General features: G+C 58.7%; 15 protein-coding genes. 5 read left to right on the forward strand and 10 right to left on the reverse strand.

All coding sequences use genetic code 11. The features are described from left to right. Nucleotides 1-16: 16 nt before the first annotated feature. Entirely contained in the window at nucleotides 17-1264 is a 1248-nt protein-coding gene (locus tag AC3ENJ_RS10325; protein ID WP_431813968.1) for an MFS transporter, read from the reverse strand. 593 nt (nucleotides 1265-1857) lie between these two features. On the opposite strand from AC3ENJ_RS10325, the gene AC3ENJ_RS10330 reads away from it, so the two are divergent. Further along, nucleotides 1858-3468, forward strand: a complete 1611-nt coding sequence (locus tag AC3ENJ_RS10330) for a GMC family oxidoreductase (protein ID WP_431813969.1) — start codon at nucleotides 1858-1860, stop codon at nucleotides 3466-3468. Nucleotides 3469-3613: 145 nt separating this feature from the next. On the opposite strand, the gene AC3ENJ_RS10335 is transcribed toward AC3ENJ_RS10330, so the two are convergent. The 3 genes from AC3ENJ_RS10335 to AC3ENJ_RS10345 form a co-directional block, all read right to left on the reverse strand. Next, nucleotides 3614-4699 carry an alkene reductase gene (locus AC3ENJ_RS10335; protein ID WP_431813970.1) on the reverse strand — a complete coding sequence of 362 codons (1086 nt, stop codon included), beginning with the start codon at nucleotides 4697-4699 and terminating at the stop codon, nucleotides 3614-3616. Nucleotides 4700-4831: 132 nt separating this feature from the next. Further along, on the reverse strand, nucleotides 4832-6019 hold the full coding sequence (locus AC3ENJ_RS10340) for a flavin reductase family protein (RefSeq protein ID WP_431813971.1): 1188 nt from the start codon (nucleotides 6017-6019) through the stop codon (nucleotides 4832-4834). A 35-nt stretch (nucleotides 6020-6054) separates the two neighbouring features. Continuing rightward, the gene (locus tag AC3ENJ_RS10345; RefSeq protein ID WP_431813972.1) at nucleotides 6055-7407 is read right to left on the reverse strand and encodes an MFS transporter; all 1353 of its coding nucleotides are present in this window, start codon (nucleotides 7405-7407) and stop codon (nucleotides 6055-6057) included. A gap of 305 nt (nucleotides 7408-7712) precedes the next feature. Between AC3ENJ_RS10345 and AC3ENJ_RS10350 the strand changes: the two genes are divergently transcribed. The 3 genes from AC3ENJ_RS10350 (at nucleotide 7713) to AC3ENJ_RS10360 (ending at nucleotide 10018) form a co-directional block, all read left to right on the forward strand. After that, the gene (locus tag AC3ENJ_RS10350) at nucleotides 7713-9011 is read left to right on the forward strand and encodes an amidase family protein (RefSeq protein WP_431813973.1); all 1299 of its coding nucleotides are present in this window, start codon (nucleotides 7713-7715) and stop codon (nucleotides 9009-9011) included. Next, a complete protein-coding gene (locus AC3ENJ_RS10355) occupies nucleotides 9004-9288 on the forward strand; it encodes a hypothetical protein (RefSeq protein WP_431813974.1) in 285 nt (94 codons plus the stop codon). The genes AC3ENJ_RS10350 and AC3ENJ_RS10355 overlap by 8 nt, the downstream gene beginning before the upstream one ends. 88 nt (nucleotides 9289-9376) lie before the next feature. Beyond that, the gene (locus tag AC3ENJ_RS10360) at nucleotides 9377-10018 is read left to right on the forward strand and encodes a response regulator transcription factor (RefSeq protein ID WP_431813975.1); all 642 of its coding nucleotides are present in this window, start codon (nucleotides 9377-9379) and stop codon (nucleotides 10016-10018) included. Between the two features lie 18 nt (nucleotides 10019-10036). Here the strand turns inward: AC3ENJ_RS10360 and AC3ENJ_RS10365 are convergent, their stop codons facing one another. The 6 genes from AC3ENJ_RS10365 to AC3ENJ_RS10390 form a co-directional block, all read right to left on the reverse strand. Next, the gene (locus AC3ENJ_RS10365) at nucleotides 10037-10987 is read right to left on the reverse strand and encodes a PDR/VanB family oxidoreductase (RefSeq protein WP_431813976.1); all 951 of its coding nucleotides are present in this window, start codon (nucleotides 10985-10987) and stop codon (nucleotides 10037-10039) included. Nucleotides 10988-11078: 91 nt separating this feature from the next. After that, complete coding sequence (locus AC3ENJ_RS10370; protein ID WP_431813977.1) at nucleotides 11079-11843, reverse strand: SDR family NAD(P)-dependent oxidoreductase; 765 nt, start codon at nucleotides 11841-11843, stop codon at nucleotides 11079-11081. Between the two features lie 13 nt (nucleotides 11844-11856). Next, the gene (locus tag AC3ENJ_RS10375) at nucleotides 11857-12348 is read right to left on the reverse strand and encodes an aromatic-ring-hydroxylating dioxygenase subunit beta (protein ID WP_431813978.1); all 492 of its coding nucleotides are present in this window, start codon (nucleotides 12346-12348) and stop codon (nucleotides 11857-11859) included. Then, nucleotides 12341-13624, reverse strand: a complete 1284-nt coding sequence (locus AC3ENJ_RS10380; protein WP_431813979.1) for an aromatic ring-hydroxylating oxygenase subunit alpha — start codon at nucleotides 13622-13624, stop codon at nucleotides 12341-12343. The genes AC3ENJ_RS10375 and AC3ENJ_RS10380 overlap by 8 nt, the downstream gene beginning before the upstream one ends. Nucleotides 13625-13658: 34 nt before the next feature. After that, nucleotides 13659-14021, reverse strand: coding sequence for a hypothetical protein (locus AC3ENJ_RS10385; RefSeq protein WP_431813980.1), 363 nt, complete (start codon nucleotides 14019-14021; stop codon nucleotides 13659-13661). Nucleotides 14022-14066: 45 nt separating this feature from the next. Further along, nucleotides 14067-15239, reverse strand: a complete 1173-nt coding sequence (locus tag AC3ENJ_RS10390; RefSeq protein WP_431813981.1) for an acyl-CoA dehydrogenase family protein — start codon at nucleotides 15237-15239, stop codon at nucleotides 14067-14069. 179 nt (nucleotides 15240-15418) lie between these two features. Between AC3ENJ_RS10390 and AC3ENJ_RS10395 the strand changes: the two genes are divergently transcribed. Further along, a complete protein-coding gene (locus tag AC3ENJ_RS10395) occupies nucleotides 15419-16888 on the forward strand; it encodes an ATP-binding protein (protein WP_431813982.1) in 1470 nt (489 codons plus the stop codon). Nucleotides 16889-16908: the final 20 nt, after the last annotated feature.

The following is a 16908-nucleotide window of genomic DNA, read 5'->3' on the forward strand; positions in this document are numbered from 1 at the left end:
GGCCCGGGCGGCGTCGTCACCCCTGGTGCGTGGCGGGCCGCCCGGGCTTGGTGACGTGCAGGGCGATGGAGGCAAAGAGGGCGACCACGGCGGCAGCCATCGTGAGCAAGAACCCGCGCCCGGGCTGCACGGACAGGACACCGCCCAGCGCGGCGCCCAGTGAGACGCCCAGGACCAGGCACGTGGTGAGCATGGTCATCACCGAGGCAATGCGGTGCGACGGCGCAATCCGCTCGCCGCGACCGAACGAGCTGACCAGCATGGTGCCCACGCCCACGCCCATGATTGCGAACAGACCGGCAAACAGCGGGGCGCTCGGCAGGGAGAGCAGGCCCGCGCAGGCCACAGCAATGATCGACGCACCGATCGCCACCCGCAGGGACAAGGGGAAGCGCTCGGGCAGGCGGGAAACCAGAATGCTCGCGACCGCGCTGCCCGCACCCATGAAGCCGTAAATGACGCCGGTATAGGCCTCGGTGCCGCGCAGCGCGCTGACGGCGGTCAGTGCGGTCTGGGTCGAGCCGAACACGGTGCCCACGCACAGGCAGACGATCATGGGCGGCACCGCTTTGGCGATCGAAATCCCGCCGATGCCGCCGGCCGCGGTGTCCTCGACCATGGCCGCTCCGTGCTCGGTGCGGTGGCGCACCAGGTACACGATGAACGCACCCTGGCCCACGAGCACCCACGCCATGAGGGTGAGCAGGGCGGGATTGGGGCCGAGCAACCCGACCAGCAGGCCGGCAACCACGGGGCCCAGGATGAAGCTGGTTTCGTCGCAGGCAGTTTCGTAGCCCAGCGCGCGGCTGATCAGTCGCGGTTGCCGACGACGCCGTGCCAAGCCCGACCAGTGCGCCCTTGCGATGGCGCCCACTTGCGGGTTCGCGGAACCGACCAGGGCAGCGCACACGAGGATGAGCGTGGTGGGCCCGTGGTTGATGACCGTCAGCAGCAGGGCCAGGAGGCTCAGCAACTGGATGACAGTGGCGCTGACGACCACGGGCAGCGGCCCGAAATGATCAACGAACCTGCCGACCAGCGGGGCGCCGACTGCCGAACCAAGGCCCACGGCTGCCACCGTGATGCCGGCCAGGCCAAGACTCAGTCCCGAACCGCTGACGTACAACAGAATCCCGAGTTGCAGGGTGGCCGCGGGTAGGCGGCCGATGAATGCCGTGATCAGGAACGGCCAGCCGCCCGCGGCGGCGAGCGAATCCTGTGCTGAGAGTGGCGTCTGCGCCTGCGGGGTGGTCGAGCTGGGCAAGGGAACCTCCGGGTACATCAAACCGCCGCACACCCGACCACACGTGCGGACCGATCCCTCTAAGTTCGATTCAAATGGTACTCGTGGATCGGTGATCCGGTGCGGGCGGTGGGGTTGAGCACGGAGGGACCGCTGGGTCGAGTGCCTGGGTGCCGGTGGAACCCGTGTTCTCACGTGATGTGCCGTTATGACCCTTTCCATCGAGTTGGAGGGTTTTTATGGCACCTGAGATGTCGATTGCGGTTCTCACGACGCACCATGTGGGGCGCGGGCGACCCCCCACGCCACCTTGGCCGAATGGCGCCGGGAGCATGAGGAGCTTTGGGCGGCCGACTCTCCCGCCGGGCAGCTTGATGACAGCACTGCGGTGGTGATGCAGGAGTTCCGTGTGGTGAAGCATGTGGTGGCTGAGTAGAGCCCGCGTCCACACATCAGGGTTCCTTAGGACCTTTCCCGCCTGAGAAAGAGGTTCCAGTGACCCCTCAGGAGTCAGAAGCGGTTCCCATGGCGTGCAGCAGTAGCTCTGCACGGATCGCCAACACGTATGCGCCCTCCAACGAGACGCGGCTCACATTTGGGCGCATAGTGTCCTCATGGCACACACGAATTCGAACACCTCCGACCAGCACACCGTGGTGATTGGCGCAGGAACAGCAGGATCCATCGTCGCGGGGCGATTGGCCGCGGCCGGCCACACCGTGACTCTTCTGGAAGCGGGTGGACAGGACACCAACCCCGCCATTGCCGAACTCCCCCGCCTGGGCGAGCTCTGGCACAGCGCCGAGGACTGGGATTACTTCACCGTTGCGCAAGAACACGCCTCCGGCCGGGTCATCCACTGGCCACGGGGCCGCGTCCTGGGCGGCTCGCACGCTTTGAACGCGTCCATCTGGGTTCGCGGCAACCCGCTCGACTACGACGACTGGGCCGCCGCGGGTTGCGACGGATGGTCGTGGAGCGACGTCGGCCCCGTTTTCGAGGCCCTGGAAAAGTACGGCGGCGCCGGGTCGCCCGAAAATCTCAGCCCGCGCGGCGGGGACGGCGCAATTCCCGTGGTGGGTGACTACGAGCGCAGCCCGATCTTCGAGTCGATCATTGCCGCGGCGGAGGCCGTGGGTGTGGAGTTCAATCCCGATTACAACGGGGGCCAGCAGGAAGGAATTTCTTACGAGCAGCTGACCATTCGGGGTGGAAAACGCTGCACCACGTACACGTCATACGTGAAGCCGCTGGTCGAGAGCGGACAGATCACAGTGCGCACGGGCGCAATCGTGGAGAAGTTACTGATCGAGGACGGCGAAGTGGTGGGCGTTGAACTACATGCCGGCGACAACCGCGAGGTCGAGGGCGTGGAATCGGAGGACCCCGCGGCCACGGCTGATGGATCCGGTGAAGTAATCCGCGCGGATCAGGTCATCCTGTGCGCCGGCGCACTGGACAGCCCCAAAATTCTGATGCGTTCGGGAATCGGCCCGGCCGACCACCTGCGGGATGTGGGTATTGAACCCGTCGTGGACCTCCCGGGCGTGGGAGAGAACCTGCATGACCATTTGCTGCTGCCCGTAATTGCGGAGGCCACCGCGCGGACCATTGATCATCAGGTGGATGAGCAGTCGGTATCGCAGACTCACCTGTTCTGGCGCTCGGGCCCTGAGCAGGATCGACCCGACACCCAACCCATCCACTTCTGCGTGCCCATGTACGACGACAACATGACCGGGCCCGCCAATGCCTTCACACTGCACAGCGGGCTGGTCCGGCCATACTCGCGCGGAACCATCCGCCTCACGGGACCCAGCAGCACGGATCCCGCCGAATACGATCCACAAATCTTCGCGGATCCGCGGGACCGGGAATCCCTGCGAGCCTCGTTCCGTCAGGCCCGAGAGATGGTCAAGGCCGCGCCCCTGGCCGAGGACTGGGGCGCCCGAGAGATTTACCCCGAATCCGACCTCACCACCGAGGATGAAGAAAACGCCTACATGGACCGAGCGGTGACGACCTACCACCACCAAGTCGGCACTTGCAAGATGGGCACCGACGCGATGGCAGTCGTGGATCCGGCAACCCTCAAGGTCCGCGGCGTGGAGGGCCTCCGCGTGATCGATGCTTCCATCATGCCGTTCGTGACCACGGGCAACACGAACGCACCGTCCGCGATGATCGGAGAGAAAGGCGCCCGGATGCTGCTGGGTGAAAAGTAGGCCGCATCTCATGCCGCGCTAAAACCCCCGGACACACCTCAGGGGCCGGTGGAACCCTCCCCTCCTGGGAAAAGGGTTCCGCCGGCCCCTGAGGTGTAGGTGGCGGCTCCAACGGCCCACCACGTGCGCCCTTGGAGACGGGAACCTACTGCACCGCGACCGTCGCGAACGGGTAGTCCGTGTAACCCCGGTGGTCACCGCCGTAGAAGGTCTTGCTGTTCGGCTCGTTGAGCTCCAAGCCCTCGCGCCAGCGCTCCACCAGGTCCGGGTTGGCGATGAGCGCACGGCCCACCACCACGGCGTCGGCGATGTTGTCCTGCACGATGTGCTCCGCCTCTTCAAGGTCCGTGTGCTCGCTGAACCCGCTGTTGAGCATGAACGGACCGCCGAAGCGGGTGCGCAGATCCTGGACGAACGGGCTGTCGATGTCCTTGTACAACATGGACAGATACGCCAGACCCAGGTCCTTGGTGCCGTCGACCAGGGACTCGTAGGTGGCCACGGCGTCCTGGTGATCAGCCTCGACAGCGCCCTGCACGTTGTGCTGCGGGGAGATCCGGATGCCCACGCGATCGGCGCCGATTTCCTCGGCCACTGCGCGCGTCGCCTCGATCACGAAGCGCGCACGGTTCTCCGGGGAGCCACCGTATTCGTCGGTGCGCTGGTTGGATGCGGGCGTGAGAAACTGCTGCAGCAGGTAGCCGTTGGCACTGTGTAGTTCCACACCGTCAACACCGGCATCCACGGCGCGGCGGGCGGCGGCCACGAACTCATCGCGCACGCGCGGCAGGTCCTCCAGCTCCAGGGCACGCGGCTCCGGGGTATCGGCCTTGCCCCCCGGGATGTGAATCGGCTGACCCGGAGCGATCGCACTGGGAGCTTCACCCTGCTGCCCGCCGGTCAACGCGGGGTGGACCAGACGTCCGGCATGCATGATTTGAATGAAGAACAGTCCACCGCGCTCGTGCACGGCCTCTGCCACCCGGCCCCAACCGGCAGCCTGCTCAGCCGTGGCCAGGCCGGGCTCGTTCACGTAGCCGCGGCTGACCAGGGTGGGGAACGTGCCCTCGGCAACGACCAGGCCGGCCGATGCACGCTGCGCGTAGTGCTCCACCATGATGTCCGTGGGCACGCCGTCCGCATCTGCCCGCATACGGGTGAGCGGTGCCATCACCACCCGGTTGTTCAGTTCGTACTGGCCCACTGTCAGCGGGTCGAAAAGAGTAGTCATCCGTGTCCTTCCACAGTCTTCGCCGGGTCACGGCAAATAGCCCGCCCGGATACTTTCCGTAGACAACAACACGGCAGCGCCCCACAACATTCCGAGGGCTCGAAGCCCCACTCGGTACTTACTGAGAGCGCATCACGGTTTCACCAGAACACTTTCCATGAGTTGAATGGCCGACCTTGCCCGCTGAACCCAATGGTTGACCTCGTGCCCGAACCTCACCCCAGGAAATTGGGATAGCCGCAGTGTGTGGTCGAATTCTCCGTCTGCACTTCGCACAGGAAATACCATAGAACCGATGCGGTATACCTCTTCCGGGTCTAATGTTCGAATCCCGTAATCCACAGAGGACTTGAAGATGGCTTCCCTAACTACTCGTTCCTCTGCGGGAGTCATTCGGCTAGACGCGTAACGCCGGGTGGCTTGAGTCATCTCATCGTAGGCCTGCGAACCCTCGTCGGGGAGGAACGACAGAAGATGCCCGTTATCTCGCACGAATTCGAGCCGCTCACGAAAAATTTGTTTGTCCTCCTCCGTCGCCCCCCGCGCCTTACTGATCCATCTCTCCTGCTCGGTAATGGATTTAGCGAACACGTAGGTGTCCCCGATAGGCGGAACGATGGGCAGCCGGTGCCCCAGACTCAGCGTGCGGTCGATTCCGGGTGCAACGGCGGAGAGCACCTGCGCGAATTCATCACGACTGATGGCTGTGAACAAACTAACTTCACAGCCGATCCCTCGCGCGAGACCTTCGATAATGCCGCTGACACCTTGCACATTGGCTACCGAGGTCGAAAGCTCTTGATCCGCACGGGCCACAAGCGTCGTACTCAAGAATCCACCGTAGCCGCCCTGGAAGAAGAGCAAAGGTGACGCTGGGTTCTCCACGGCCAAATCGTGAACCGCGCACAGGACAATCCAGTGGTCGCCAGCTTCGACCACGTTCTCAATGGTGACGTCGATCCAGGCCACGGACTCGCTCAAAATAGGGTTACCGGCAGCGGAAGGGCTCCATTCAATGCCGTCAAACTTCTGCTCCCATCGCCTAGCAATGGTGCTCACCAGGTCCTCTTGTTCCTCACCCAGGATATTGATGCACAGGGACTCGCACTCCCTCAGTTTGTCAAATGTGCGGGATGACTTCATGGGCATGAACGAGACCAACGGTGGCTCCAAGGAGACAGAACTGAAGGTTCCGACCACCAGTGCGAGGAGCTCTCCGTCCGGAGCCACCCCTGTGATCAGTGCAACCCCGGTGGGGTAATGCCCCATTACCTCCCTGAATAACGAGGGGTCAATCGATCGATCTGCGGAAACAGACATCTACTTCTCCGTTCCTTTTCCGAATACGCACCCGGTTAGGCACCAACATTGAGTGCTTGCAATTTTTTTCCCAGACGCTCAGGCCGCAGGAATAAAATGCATGCCAGACCGCCCACTAAGAGGAAGATTCCGGTGACTGTGAATGCCTGGTGCATTCCCATGGCCATGGCCTCCACCATTCCCTCTGGGATCGGCTGACCTTTAGCGGGTGCCTTGTACCCGGCCTGGGTCATCAGCCAACCCACAAGTGTGGGGGAAACAATAGCGCCCATAGAGGCAACGCCACCCAAGGTGGCCATCAGGATTGGACGCTGCCGAGCCCCCACCGCAAAAGCCACGGCGGAGGCCGCCATGGGGTATACCAGGCTGCAGCCTGCTGCAACTGTCAACAGCGCTACGGCGCCCTTACCTGGCGCACTTTGAACAGCGAGGAACGCAATGCCCGCAATCCCAGTGGACAATCCGAATGGAATGGCAATAGCACGGTGAGCATTGATTCCACGCTTCATCAAACGGTGCCCGATGAATCCGAGGAGCAGCAGCACCAGCGCGCCGAAGATCCAGGGGAATGTAGTGACAATCCCCACTTGGGGCAAAGTCAGACCAACCACTCCCGCAAGGTACTGCGGCAGCCAGGTGGTCAAGAATCCTTGAACAAAGAAGTTCGACGCTCCTCCCAGGACTGCAGCCAAGAACATGAGACTAAACAAGGCCCGCCAAACAGAAATCTGAGCCTGATCATCCACATCGTCCGTGCGCAACTCGGCACCGTTCGAGTTTTCCACGACGGCATCCGCACGCTCCGACTCGGAGTCCGCCAGGGCCTCGGATTTCTTGCCATGGCCGGCGAATGGACCGTCACTCGCCAATACAAACCATGCCAGCACCCAGATGAGCCCGATAATCCCCAACGCACCAAAGGCCCAGCGCCAGCCAAATTGCACAATCACCAGCGTGAGCAGCGGCGCCGCGATGACGGGGCCCAGGGTGGAGCCGACAGCTACCAGGTTCGAAGGCAACGCTCGTTGCTTTGGGGAGAACCAGCCGTGGACTGACGTCAGTGACATGGCGGTGGCGGGTCCTTCGCCAGCTCCCAGTACAATTCGCGTCAGCAACAGAACCGCTGCCCCACCACCCAGAAGCATGGGAAATTGCACCACGGCCCACAGAACGCCCATGGTGAAAATGATCCATTTGATCGAAAATCGGGAGGCGAGGATGCCTGCAATAACGGAAGAAATGGCGTACAAGAAGAAGAACGCGCTTCCAATAAATCCAAATTGGACTGCCGAAATACCTAATTCTGGTATAGCCGAAGGAGCAACGAGCCCCAAAACCGCCTTATCGGCGAAAGCGATGATTTGAAATAGGATCAGTAAAATGGTCACAAGCCATGCTTTCCGGCTTATGTTAAAAAGCCCTCGCTTGCTATGCGGCCCTGAACGGACAGGCGCGGAGGCAACTTTGGTTGAATTCGACACGGGACACTCACCTTTTTCAATAATTCACGGGACCAGAAATGGCCCCCTGCCCTCATGGCACATGAAGTTATGCGTCAGATCCCTAAGCCGCCAGGAGGGAAACCTTTACTGTCGGAAAGTGCCCATGCTTGCGACAATAGTGAGGCGCGGCACATGGGCCGCGCCAGTCATTGAGAAGCAACCACCGGGCAGCGCCGAGGGATTGAAATACTGTGAACACGCACCTGACGAGTCTCCCCATCCGCGAGCAGGTCCGACTGGTCACCTCCGGAGACGTGACCGCACGAGAGCTCGCGTTGGATACCCGTGAGCTAATCGACAGCTCTGAGCACGATTTGCGCGCATGGGTGAGTCTGGTCGACCCGAAGGACCTCAATGTCCGCAACTCGGCGCCGGCCCCCCTGCAAGGACTGTCTATTGGCGTGAAGGACCTTATCGACGTCCGCGGGCTTCCTACCCTGTGCGGTTCAACCATCACCCATTCTGCACCCGCCCCCGACGATGCCGCTTGCGTCCAGTTATTTCGCTCGCTCGGTGCGGTCGTACAGGGCAAAACGGTTACCACCGAATTTGGCTATTTCAGTCCAGGACCTACCACGAATCCGTACGACGCGGCCCACACGCCCGGCGGCTCATCCAGCGGATCCGCGGCGGCCGTAGGCGCTGGAAGCATTGCGCTGGCGCTGGGAACCCAGACTGCAGGGTCCCTCACCCGTCCCGCTTCGTACTGCGGTGCAGCCGGAATGGTTCTGGCGCACGGCAGCATGAACTTGACCGGCATTACAGGCCTAAGCCATTCATTGGACTCCTTAGGACTCCTCACACGCACCTTGGAGGACATGTCGTACGTATATCGCGCCATGGAGCCAATGGCGCCCGCGCCGGCGTTACCCTCTGAGGCGTATTTTTGGTGGGGCAGTGATTTGCATCCATTGGACAAAACCATGATCGAAACCCTCAGCTACGTGAAGAGCTTCACAGATTCCAGGGGACTGAGGAGTCGGGATCTGAACCGCGATGATCATGTGAGGACGTTGGCGGAGGATCATGTCACGGTCATGAGTTACGAAGCCGCTCAATCCCGCGGTTCGCTATTGGAGCTACCCAAAGGATCTATAAGCGCACCCCTCACGGATATTCTCCGCCATGGACAAGCCGTTAGCAGGCGGAGCTACGACGCCGCTTTGACCCGTTCAGAGCGCACCAAGACTCAGATAGCCGAGCTTCTGAACTCGTCCGGGATCATCGTGGGGCCGGCCGCACCTGGAGCCGCCCCTAGCGGACTCAATGCCACAGGATCACCCATTCTTAGTCGACCGTGGCAATTGCTGGGACTCCCCGTTGTCGTTGTTCCAGGCGCCAACGACACGCTAGGCATGCCTCTGGGAATCCAGCTCATCGGCCTATCTGGCTGCGAGTCCACGTTGTTGGCCTTCGGTCAGGAACTGGAAACTTTTCTGCGGAACCAATTGCCACAACCCTTAACATCTCCAAGGAGTAATCATGCGTAAAGACCCACGTCCCACCAATCATGAAAAGATGTTCCTAACGTGCTACGAAGACACGTTCAACTATGGATGGCATCATGTTGACCTTTTCGTCCATGACGAATTCGGACGCGAAGTCAATTGGGTGCACTGGACGGTAGAAGCTGATGGCCCCGAGGCGGCTGATGAATCAGTGCGCCGTGAGGAGCCCCAGCTCAAACGAACTTCGTCTTGGACGCACCGGGTCAGCGTGCTCGGCATGAATTACTGGACTGCTGATGCGGATTGGCCGGAAGCATGAGGATTAGGGAAGTTTTATCGAAAAGTCTGAGTCACGAAGAAAATCTTCAAGAAATATTTTCGATGAATTATAAAAGGAACCTTATTTCATGACCAGCGCAGCAGAGTCTACTGAAGCAACTAAGGTTTATGTTGTCGATGATGACCCCGGCATGTGCGAATCAGTCAAATGGCTGCTGGAGAGTATCGACATCGTGCCAACTTTGTGTTTGAGTGCGGACGAATTCATCAATCAGTACAATGGAGATCGGCCGGCATGTATTATTCTCGATGTCCGAATGCCCAAAATGAGTGGGCCCAAACTTCAGGAACACATCAATAAGACTGCTCCGTACATCTCTATTATTTTCGTGTCCGCGCACGGAGACATCCGCATGTCAGTGGCCGCCCTGCAGGGTGGTGCTCAGGACTTCATCGAGAAACCATACGAACCCCAGCGCCTGTTGGAAGCGGTCCAGACCGGGGTGGAGTCCGCCGGCCATCGCTTCGCGGAGCATCAGCAAAGGGAGCTAATCGCAACCCGGCTGGCTACATTGACACCGCGAGAGCGTGAGATCCTTACCTTCGTCATCGAGGGCTACCCAAGCCAGAACATCGCCCGGAAATTGGGCATGAGCGTCAAAACTGTTGACGTTCATCGTGCCCGAATCAAGAACAAAACCGAATCTGAGAGCATCTCAACTCTTGTCCGTGACATCTTGAGGGCCGGGCTGGATGTTCGTTCCAAGTAGCTCAGCCACCGGTGCGCCTCAGTAGTAGTCCAACACCAGCTTGGGCGTGGCACTCCGCGATACGCAGACGGCTATCAACTCGCCGCCTTCGCGTTCCGACGCTGTCAGCACGCTGTCCCGATGATCGGGTTTACCACAGAGAACCTGCATGATGCAGGTCCCGCAGATTCCCTCTTCGCAAGAGGTGTCCACGTCCGCTCCATTTTCTTGTAAGACGTCAACAATGCTCCGGTCCGCTGGCACTATGTGGGTTTCGCCTTCCAGCTCCACCTCGAATTCGGTGTTTTGGGAGGCGTCGGGTTGCTCCTTGGGGTGGAATGCCTCCAGGTGAATGGATTCTTCCGGGAAGTGTTCCCGAGCGATCTCCACCACTTTGTCCATGAAACCCTCAGGGCCACACGTGTAGATATGGGCACCCTCCGCACTATTGACAAAAGACGCACGAAGAAGGTCGCCCTGTTCGTCTCGTGTGACTCCCAGATGTGCATGAAGCCTTTCGGGGCAACGGTCCATCAACAAAGGCAGGAACGCAGCCTCTTCCTCGCAACGAGCAAAGTAATGGAGCTCGAACGGGATGTCGTGGACATCCATATATCGGGCCATGCTCAGCATCGGAGTGATCCCGATGCCAGCCGCTATCAGAAGATTCTCTTGTGCTTCCGGGGCAATCGACAAGAGATTTCGGGGTTCGCTGATCTGAAGTGTGTCTCCCACCTGGAGTTCGTGCAGTGATGAGGATCCCCCTCGAGAATTCTCCTCGCGCTTGACTGCAAACGAGAATGAATCCTCGGCATCCGGGGTGCTGCATAACGAATACTGCCGCGTAATTGACGTTGGCCCCACCACATCGATGTGCGCGCCTGGAGAATAACGACCCAGGGGGGATCCATCCGGACGCACCAGCCGGAAAGACTTGACGTGCGGCGACTCCTGAATGATTTCAGCGACCGTGACGGTGATCAAGGGCACGTGATAACACCTCGTTCAAAGTAAGAATGCATGAAATTAGACGGAGGCGTTGGCCGTGAGAGTGATGATCGCTCAGCCAACGCCTCAGTGTTCATCGGACGTATAGTCCACCATTGATGTCCCAGCAGGCACCGGTGACAAAATAAGCGTTCTCCGATGCGAGCAGGGCCACCGTATCTGCGATGAACTGGGGCTCTCCCAATCGTTGAACCGGGATCCCAGACACGACTGCCTCGAGACGATCAGCGGGAACAGTTGTGTGCACTATCGGCAGATCATGTGGGCCTGGGGAAATAGAATTGACGGTCACGCCTGAGGAAGCAAATTCTTTGGCGAAGATTTTTGTAATCGTCAGAATGGCCCCCTTGGACGCCGCATAGTGAGCGCCAGTCGCCGTTCCGCCGTTCTGCCCCGCCAAGGACGCCATGTTGATGATCCGTCCGTACCCGGTCTCAGCCATAGCTCCACCTACGACCTGGCACCCGAAGAAAATACTGTTCGTATTGGTGTCGAGAACCCGGTCAAAATCACTCTGGGTCAATGTCATGAGGTCCGCGGCCTGCGTCACTGCCGCATTGTTGACCAACACCTCCGGGGTCTTCCAACACTCCTGAGTCTGCGCCAGAACTCTGACGAAATCCTCGCGCTGAGCGACGTCGTGCTGTAGTCCAATAGCCGTGGCACCGTCCGGGGAGATATCGCGAGCCAAGGCCGTCACAGCGTCTTGGTTGATGTCCGTAAGGACCACCGAAAATCCGTCTTTGTGCAGCCGATGAGCCATGTAACTACCCATTCCACCGGCTGCACCGGTGACCATGGCCACTTTCGCGGTTCCCGGTGAGAAGTTGTCAGTCATGTGATGTCACCCCCTAAACAAGGAATCCCGAGGCGCTGACCGCGTCCTCGCTGTCGTTAAGGCGAGCAACCTTCACCTTGATCTGTTCCCCGTCAGGTGACAGCGCAATCTCGTGCGTCAGCTCCGCTCCCATTGTCGTGAAGCTTTGGCGCTTGAAGGCACTCAAGATCTGAGCGGAATGGATCACCACCAAATCATCACTGACGGACTCGACCGTGAATCGTGAGACGACTCGCACGGTGCGCGCAGCGGCCACCGCAGAGGGCGAGAACCCTTGCACCATTCGTTCAACGCGCAGGTGCCGCATCCGCTGATCGTCGTAGATCATGTTGAGCGATGTCGAGAAGTCCGTGACGGTAGGGTCTATAGGAACCACATAAAGCCCGTCGTCCGCGTACAGCTTCTCCCAGGTCTCGTAGTCTTTGGAATCCAGCAAAGCTGCTTCGCGCCAAACCAGCTCGATAGCACGTTGTACACGGTAGTCGGCCAAGAACGGCTCAGTCATTGCTCATCATCCTCTTCCACATCTTGTAGGACTCGCGCATACCGGATTCGTCCGTGACATGGGAGGTTTCCCAGCCCTCGGGAGTTTTGTATTCACGAGCCTCGCCTCGATTGACCAGAATGGGCATGCTGGGGTTACCGCCAGCACCGATCTGAACCCGATCCCACCCTTCAGCATCATCCGGGCTACCAAAACCGAACGGTCCCTGGAAGTGCTCGTGAATTCGCAAGCGCTCGTGGTTGATGCTCTCCGGGCCTCCGTCCATACCGATCGCCATGTGCCAAACTTCTGTCTCGTTAACGGAGATCGGAATAAGCACGCGGAAGAATGAGGAGGACATCGCCACGTTGGGGAAGGTGTTGAGGTTGAAGCCGCATCCATGCATGGAACGCATGTAGCGCCGGATCCGCTCGGGAGATTCGCCCGCAGCCTCGAGCTCATCCACCAGATGCTGGAAACGCGGCTGGATTTCCTCGGTTCCGTCGTCCACATCCAAGTCCATATGGGCGGCAGCCATGATACTGACGCTGTGGCCGTTACCCAGTGCGTGAGTCTCTGCCTTGGGGTCATCCATGAAGGACATCATGCTGGCAGTTTCCGCATCCACAGAGGCCATCCAGGACTTGTGCACCATTGGGAAGTGGTAACCGTCCGTGGTGTTCTCCAACTGGATCTTCCAATTGCCCTTGAACCTGAATTTGTGGATCCCCAGCACCTTGGTGGGGAAGCCATTGCTTTGCTTGAAAAATCTGTCCATCCAGATCGTGGCATCACCTAGGAAGTCTTCTAACGGCTCCGCATCCTGATTGAACGTAGCCCAGATCATGCCCAAATAGCTCTCAGTTCGCAGCGCCTGGAGCGGGTAGTCCTTTTTTTCCACGACGCCTTCGTAGCCGTCCGGGTACGGGATGCCTCGCAACCGCCCGTCCAGGGTGTAGGACCAGTTGTGATAAGGACAAGTGAAGCCATTTGCCTTGCCAGTGCGCTGATCGCACACGGTGGCACCGCGATGACGGCAGCGGTTGAGTAACGTGTTGAACTTTCCCTGACGATCACGGGTCACGATCACCGGCTGGTCGCCCACCTGCGTGGTCTTGAACGACCCCTTCTCCGGAACCTCGCTTTCATGCGCCACCCAAACCCAGGTGTTGTAGAAGATGTTCTTCATCTCATCCTGGAAAATCTCAGGATCTGTGTACAACTGACCGGCCACGCGGTCCTCTTGCACCAGGTCTGCATAGTTCTTCGACCCGGTCATCGTGTTCTCCATTGTCATGTCAATCTGCCCCTTCATATACCAGGCCTGCCGGCTACATCTGCACGTCGTCGCGAATGGTCAACTTGCGACCGATTCTGGCTTCGACCTTGAAGTATTTCCACAATGCGAAATCGCCCACCATGATGGTGCGCAGCAGATTACACACACTCTGAACATTGGCCTGAGAATCGACATCTGCAAGCACATAGAAGGTCCACGGCCACCCGCCAGAGGGACCCACCATGTGAGAGTCGTCGTCGAAAGTTCCGATCAGATCAACGCCTTGGTGGTTCTTAATCTGGCTCAGCAGCTCCTGAGTAGCGTCCCACACCGGACCGATGTCGTCCCTTGGTAAATCGAAGAAGTTCTGGTTATTGCCGAAGCAGAATAGAACGCGCAGGGACTTGGTTTCCATGTCTCACCTTTCTGGAATGTTGAATTAATTGGGGCGGGTGCTGAATCAGGGAAAACTGGGCATTGGGGCGTCCAGGCCGAGCATGATGGCTCCAGCAGCCTCGTAAGTATTGGTCTGCAGCATGGCGTGCTGCGCTGGCACCAATCCGTCTTGGAGATACCGCTGCAGGGGGTGGGATTCGTAGATCGCGCCAGTGCCAGCAAGATCAAATGCGGTCAGAATGACCTCTCGAGCTTGATGAGCGGCGTGCGTGGTAGCCAGCCGAAGCCTGGCCGTGTCCTGTTTGCTGATATCCTGATCCACCAGCGACTGGGCCCACACTGCCCGGGTTGCCTCGTAGAAAAATGCTCTGGCGGCTCCCAATTTGGCTTCCGCCCGTGCAAGGGATTCCTGATAGGACGCGCGTAGGGCTTTGGCTCCGCCGCCCACGATACTGGTCTTAGTACCCCCCGCTTCATGGCAGTAATCCAGCGCACCGCGAGCTGCCCCCAAGGCCACTACAGAGAGCACCTGCGCAGCGTAGGCCAGAGCGGGGTAACGGTTCAGTGGTTCATCAATATTGGAATCCCCACCGCGCACGAACGTGCGTGACTCCGGGACGAAGAGACCGTTAACTTTGATCGCGTGGGAACCTGTCCCTCGCATTCCGGCCACATTCCAGTTCTCGACGATCTCCACATCATTTGGATCGACGAGAGCTGTGAGCGGCTTGCCCTGGGTTTCCTCTCCGCCCACCAATCCAACGCCGAGAATATCAGCGCCGCGGCAACCGCTCGCGAATTGCCAAACACCTGTACAGATGTAGCCCCCATCCACACGCTCGGCTTCCTGCATCGGAAAGAGACCGCCTGCATAGCAAATATCCGGCCCACCGGCGTAGATCGCACGTTGGGACTCGATCGGCAACGCTGAGAAATAGACCAGCGAGGAACCGAAACTTGCGACCCATCCGGTGGATGGGTCCACCGTGGAAATCCGCTCAATCCGCTCCAGAAACTCAGGCGGACTCATGGGTTCCCCCCCGAACTGCTCCGGAGTGGAGGCACGATAGATGCCGGCCCGTTTGAGTAGCGTCACGAAGTCCTTGGGCACATATCGATGCTCGGAGAACTCATCCCGGCGTTCTTCAAGGACTCGCAGAACTTCCTCGAAGGCTGCTTCACGCTCGACCCCCCCAGGGGCGGCAACATCTCGTGGCAATGTGGTCGTTGTTGACATACCCGCGATCCTTCACTTCAGCACGCTCGCAGTCGTGCACCAAATCTGCTTACACTTACGCTAAAGAATGTGACTCGCTTCATGGTATTGGGACAATCTCGCACACCTCTAAAGGATTCCCCTACGCAGCGCAATATAGCCTGAGGGGTTTCTCGTATTTTGAATGACTAGGAGAAAATATGTTCCCCACGCTTCGAGACTTTAGACAGATGACTCAAGCCACGGAGACGGGAATATTAATTCATGAGGCAAGTTCTAAGAATATTCTTTGGGCTAATCCTGCTGCGTGCGCCATGTTCGGTTTCACTTTAGAAGAATTAAAACCACTCAAAGCTCATCATATGAGTAGTCAGGAACGTGAATATCGTCGCGCCGTCGGAGTTGCCTGGCTCCAATCGGCGGTGACCCACGGCCGCAGCCGACGTCGCTGGAAATATATGGCCAAGTCCGGTCAGGAATTCCTCACGGATGCCATCGCAACTCATGTGAACTTTCAGGACGGCCCAGTGGTGATGGTTCAGTTCAGGAACATCACTGAAGAGGTCGAAACCAAAGAAGAACTAAATATTGCCAATACCGCCCTCAACCGCATGATTTCACTCATGTCCGCGGGGACACTGATCCTGGACGAAAATTTCACGATCGAGGGGATCTCTCTTGCGGCAGCCAATCTGCTTGGTCGGCCACGCGAGGAACTATTGAACACGGCGCTGTCAGATTTGGGGGAAGTCACACCCGCCATTTCCGAACTGATGCAGGAAACAACCATCGTAGGACCGGGGTCAACGTTCCAGATCACTGTCAAGATCTCCGCTGAGGAAACCAGCACCAAATGGTTCAGGGGCCAGGTGGAGACGATACACCACGATGGATTGACGTCTAGGATTTTTGTGTTCAGAGATGACACAGAGCGTGTGGAATGGGAGCGTTTGCGAGACCACCAGCAGGCAAATTTGCAGTATCTTAGCAGATACAATGCTATGGGTGACATGGCTATGATGCTCGCCCACGAGTTGGGTCAACCCATTTCCGCTGCTCGCAATTATAGCTCGGGATTGCGAGGTCGCCTCGACAACGGGATGGCACCAGACAGGCTTCATTACGCGCTGGAACAGATCGACCGTCAACTGGATCGCGCTTCGGCCATCGTGTCCTCCGTGCGAAATTACGTGAAACGAATCGAGAGCACCAGCTCAGAAGTGGATTTCAATGCAGTGGTTACAGAAAGTCTTTACTTTGTAAACCTTCGTGCGCGAGAGTTGGACGTCACCATCGATGTCTCACTAAGCCCAAATTCTATCCCAATCATGGCGGAAAGTGTCTTGGTGGGTCAAGTGATTATCAATTTATGTTTCAACGCTGTCGAAGAGGCGAGCAGGCCAGAAAGCAGGGACCGATCTATTACTGTGATGACACAGATTTGTGAATCATACGCGCAGTGTGTCATACGCGACCACGGACGGGGAATTACAAGGGACCCAAATAAGTCACTGGCTTCGGGTATATTCAGCGAAAAAAGTGACGGCGCAGGAATCGGACTAGTAATTTCGGAGCACATCATGGAGCGCCACGGCGGTCAGATTATTTTCGAAACTTTGAAGTCTCAAGGAACGAGAGTCACAGCCAGCCTGCCACTTAGTCAAAAGTAGTAGCACAGTGTTAGAAATGG

The organism is Kocuria sp. cx-455 (genome assembly GCF_057707085.1).

Bases quoted from the DNA above. Each gene is read 5' to 3' on its own strand.
- AC3ENJ_RS10330 (WP_431813969.1), top strand. From the start codon at position 1,858: ATGGCACACACGAATTCGAACACCTCCGACCAGCACACCGTGGTGATT.
- AC3ENJ_RS10335 (WP_431813970.1), bottom strand. From the start codon at position 4,699: ATGACTACTCTTTTCGACCCGCTGACAGTGGGCCAGTACGAACTGAAC.
- AC3ENJ_RS10340 (WP_431813971.1), bottom strand. From the start codon at position 6,019: ATGTCTGTTTCCGCAGATCGATCGATTGACCCCTCGTTATTCAGGGAG.
- AC3ENJ_RS10355 (WP_431813974.1), top strand. From the start codon at position 9,004: ATGCGTAAAGACCCACGTCCCACCAATCATGAAAAGATGTTCCTAACG.
- AC3ENJ_RS10360 (WP_431813975.1), top strand. From the start codon at position 9,377: ATGACCAGCGCAGCAGAGTCTACTGAAGCAACTAAGGTTTATGTTGTC.
- AC3ENJ_RS10370 (WP_431813977.1), bottom strand. From the start codon at position 11,843: ATGACTGACAACTTCTCACCGGGAACCGCGAAAGTGGCCATGGTCACC.
- AC3ENJ_RS10375 (WP_431813978.1), bottom strand. From the start codon at position 12,348: ATGACTGAGCCGTTCTTGGCCGACTACCGTGTACAACGTGCTATCGAG.
- AC3ENJ_RS10380 (WP_431813979.1), bottom strand. From the start codon at position 13,624: ATGACAATGGAGAACACGATGACCGGGTCGAAGAACTATGCAGACCTG.
- AC3ENJ_RS10385 (WP_431813980.1), bottom strand. From the start codon at position 14,021: ATGGAAACCAAGTCCCTGCGCGTTCTATTCTGCTTCGGCAATAACCAG.
- AC3ENJ_RS10390 (WP_431813981.1), bottom strand. From the start codon at position 15,239: ATGTCAACAACGACCACATTGCCACGAGATGTTGCCGCCCCTGGGGGG.
- AC3ENJ_RS10395 (WP_431813982.1), top strand. From the start codon at position 15,419: ATGTTCCCCACGCTTCGAGACTTTAGACAGATGACTCAAGCCACGGAG.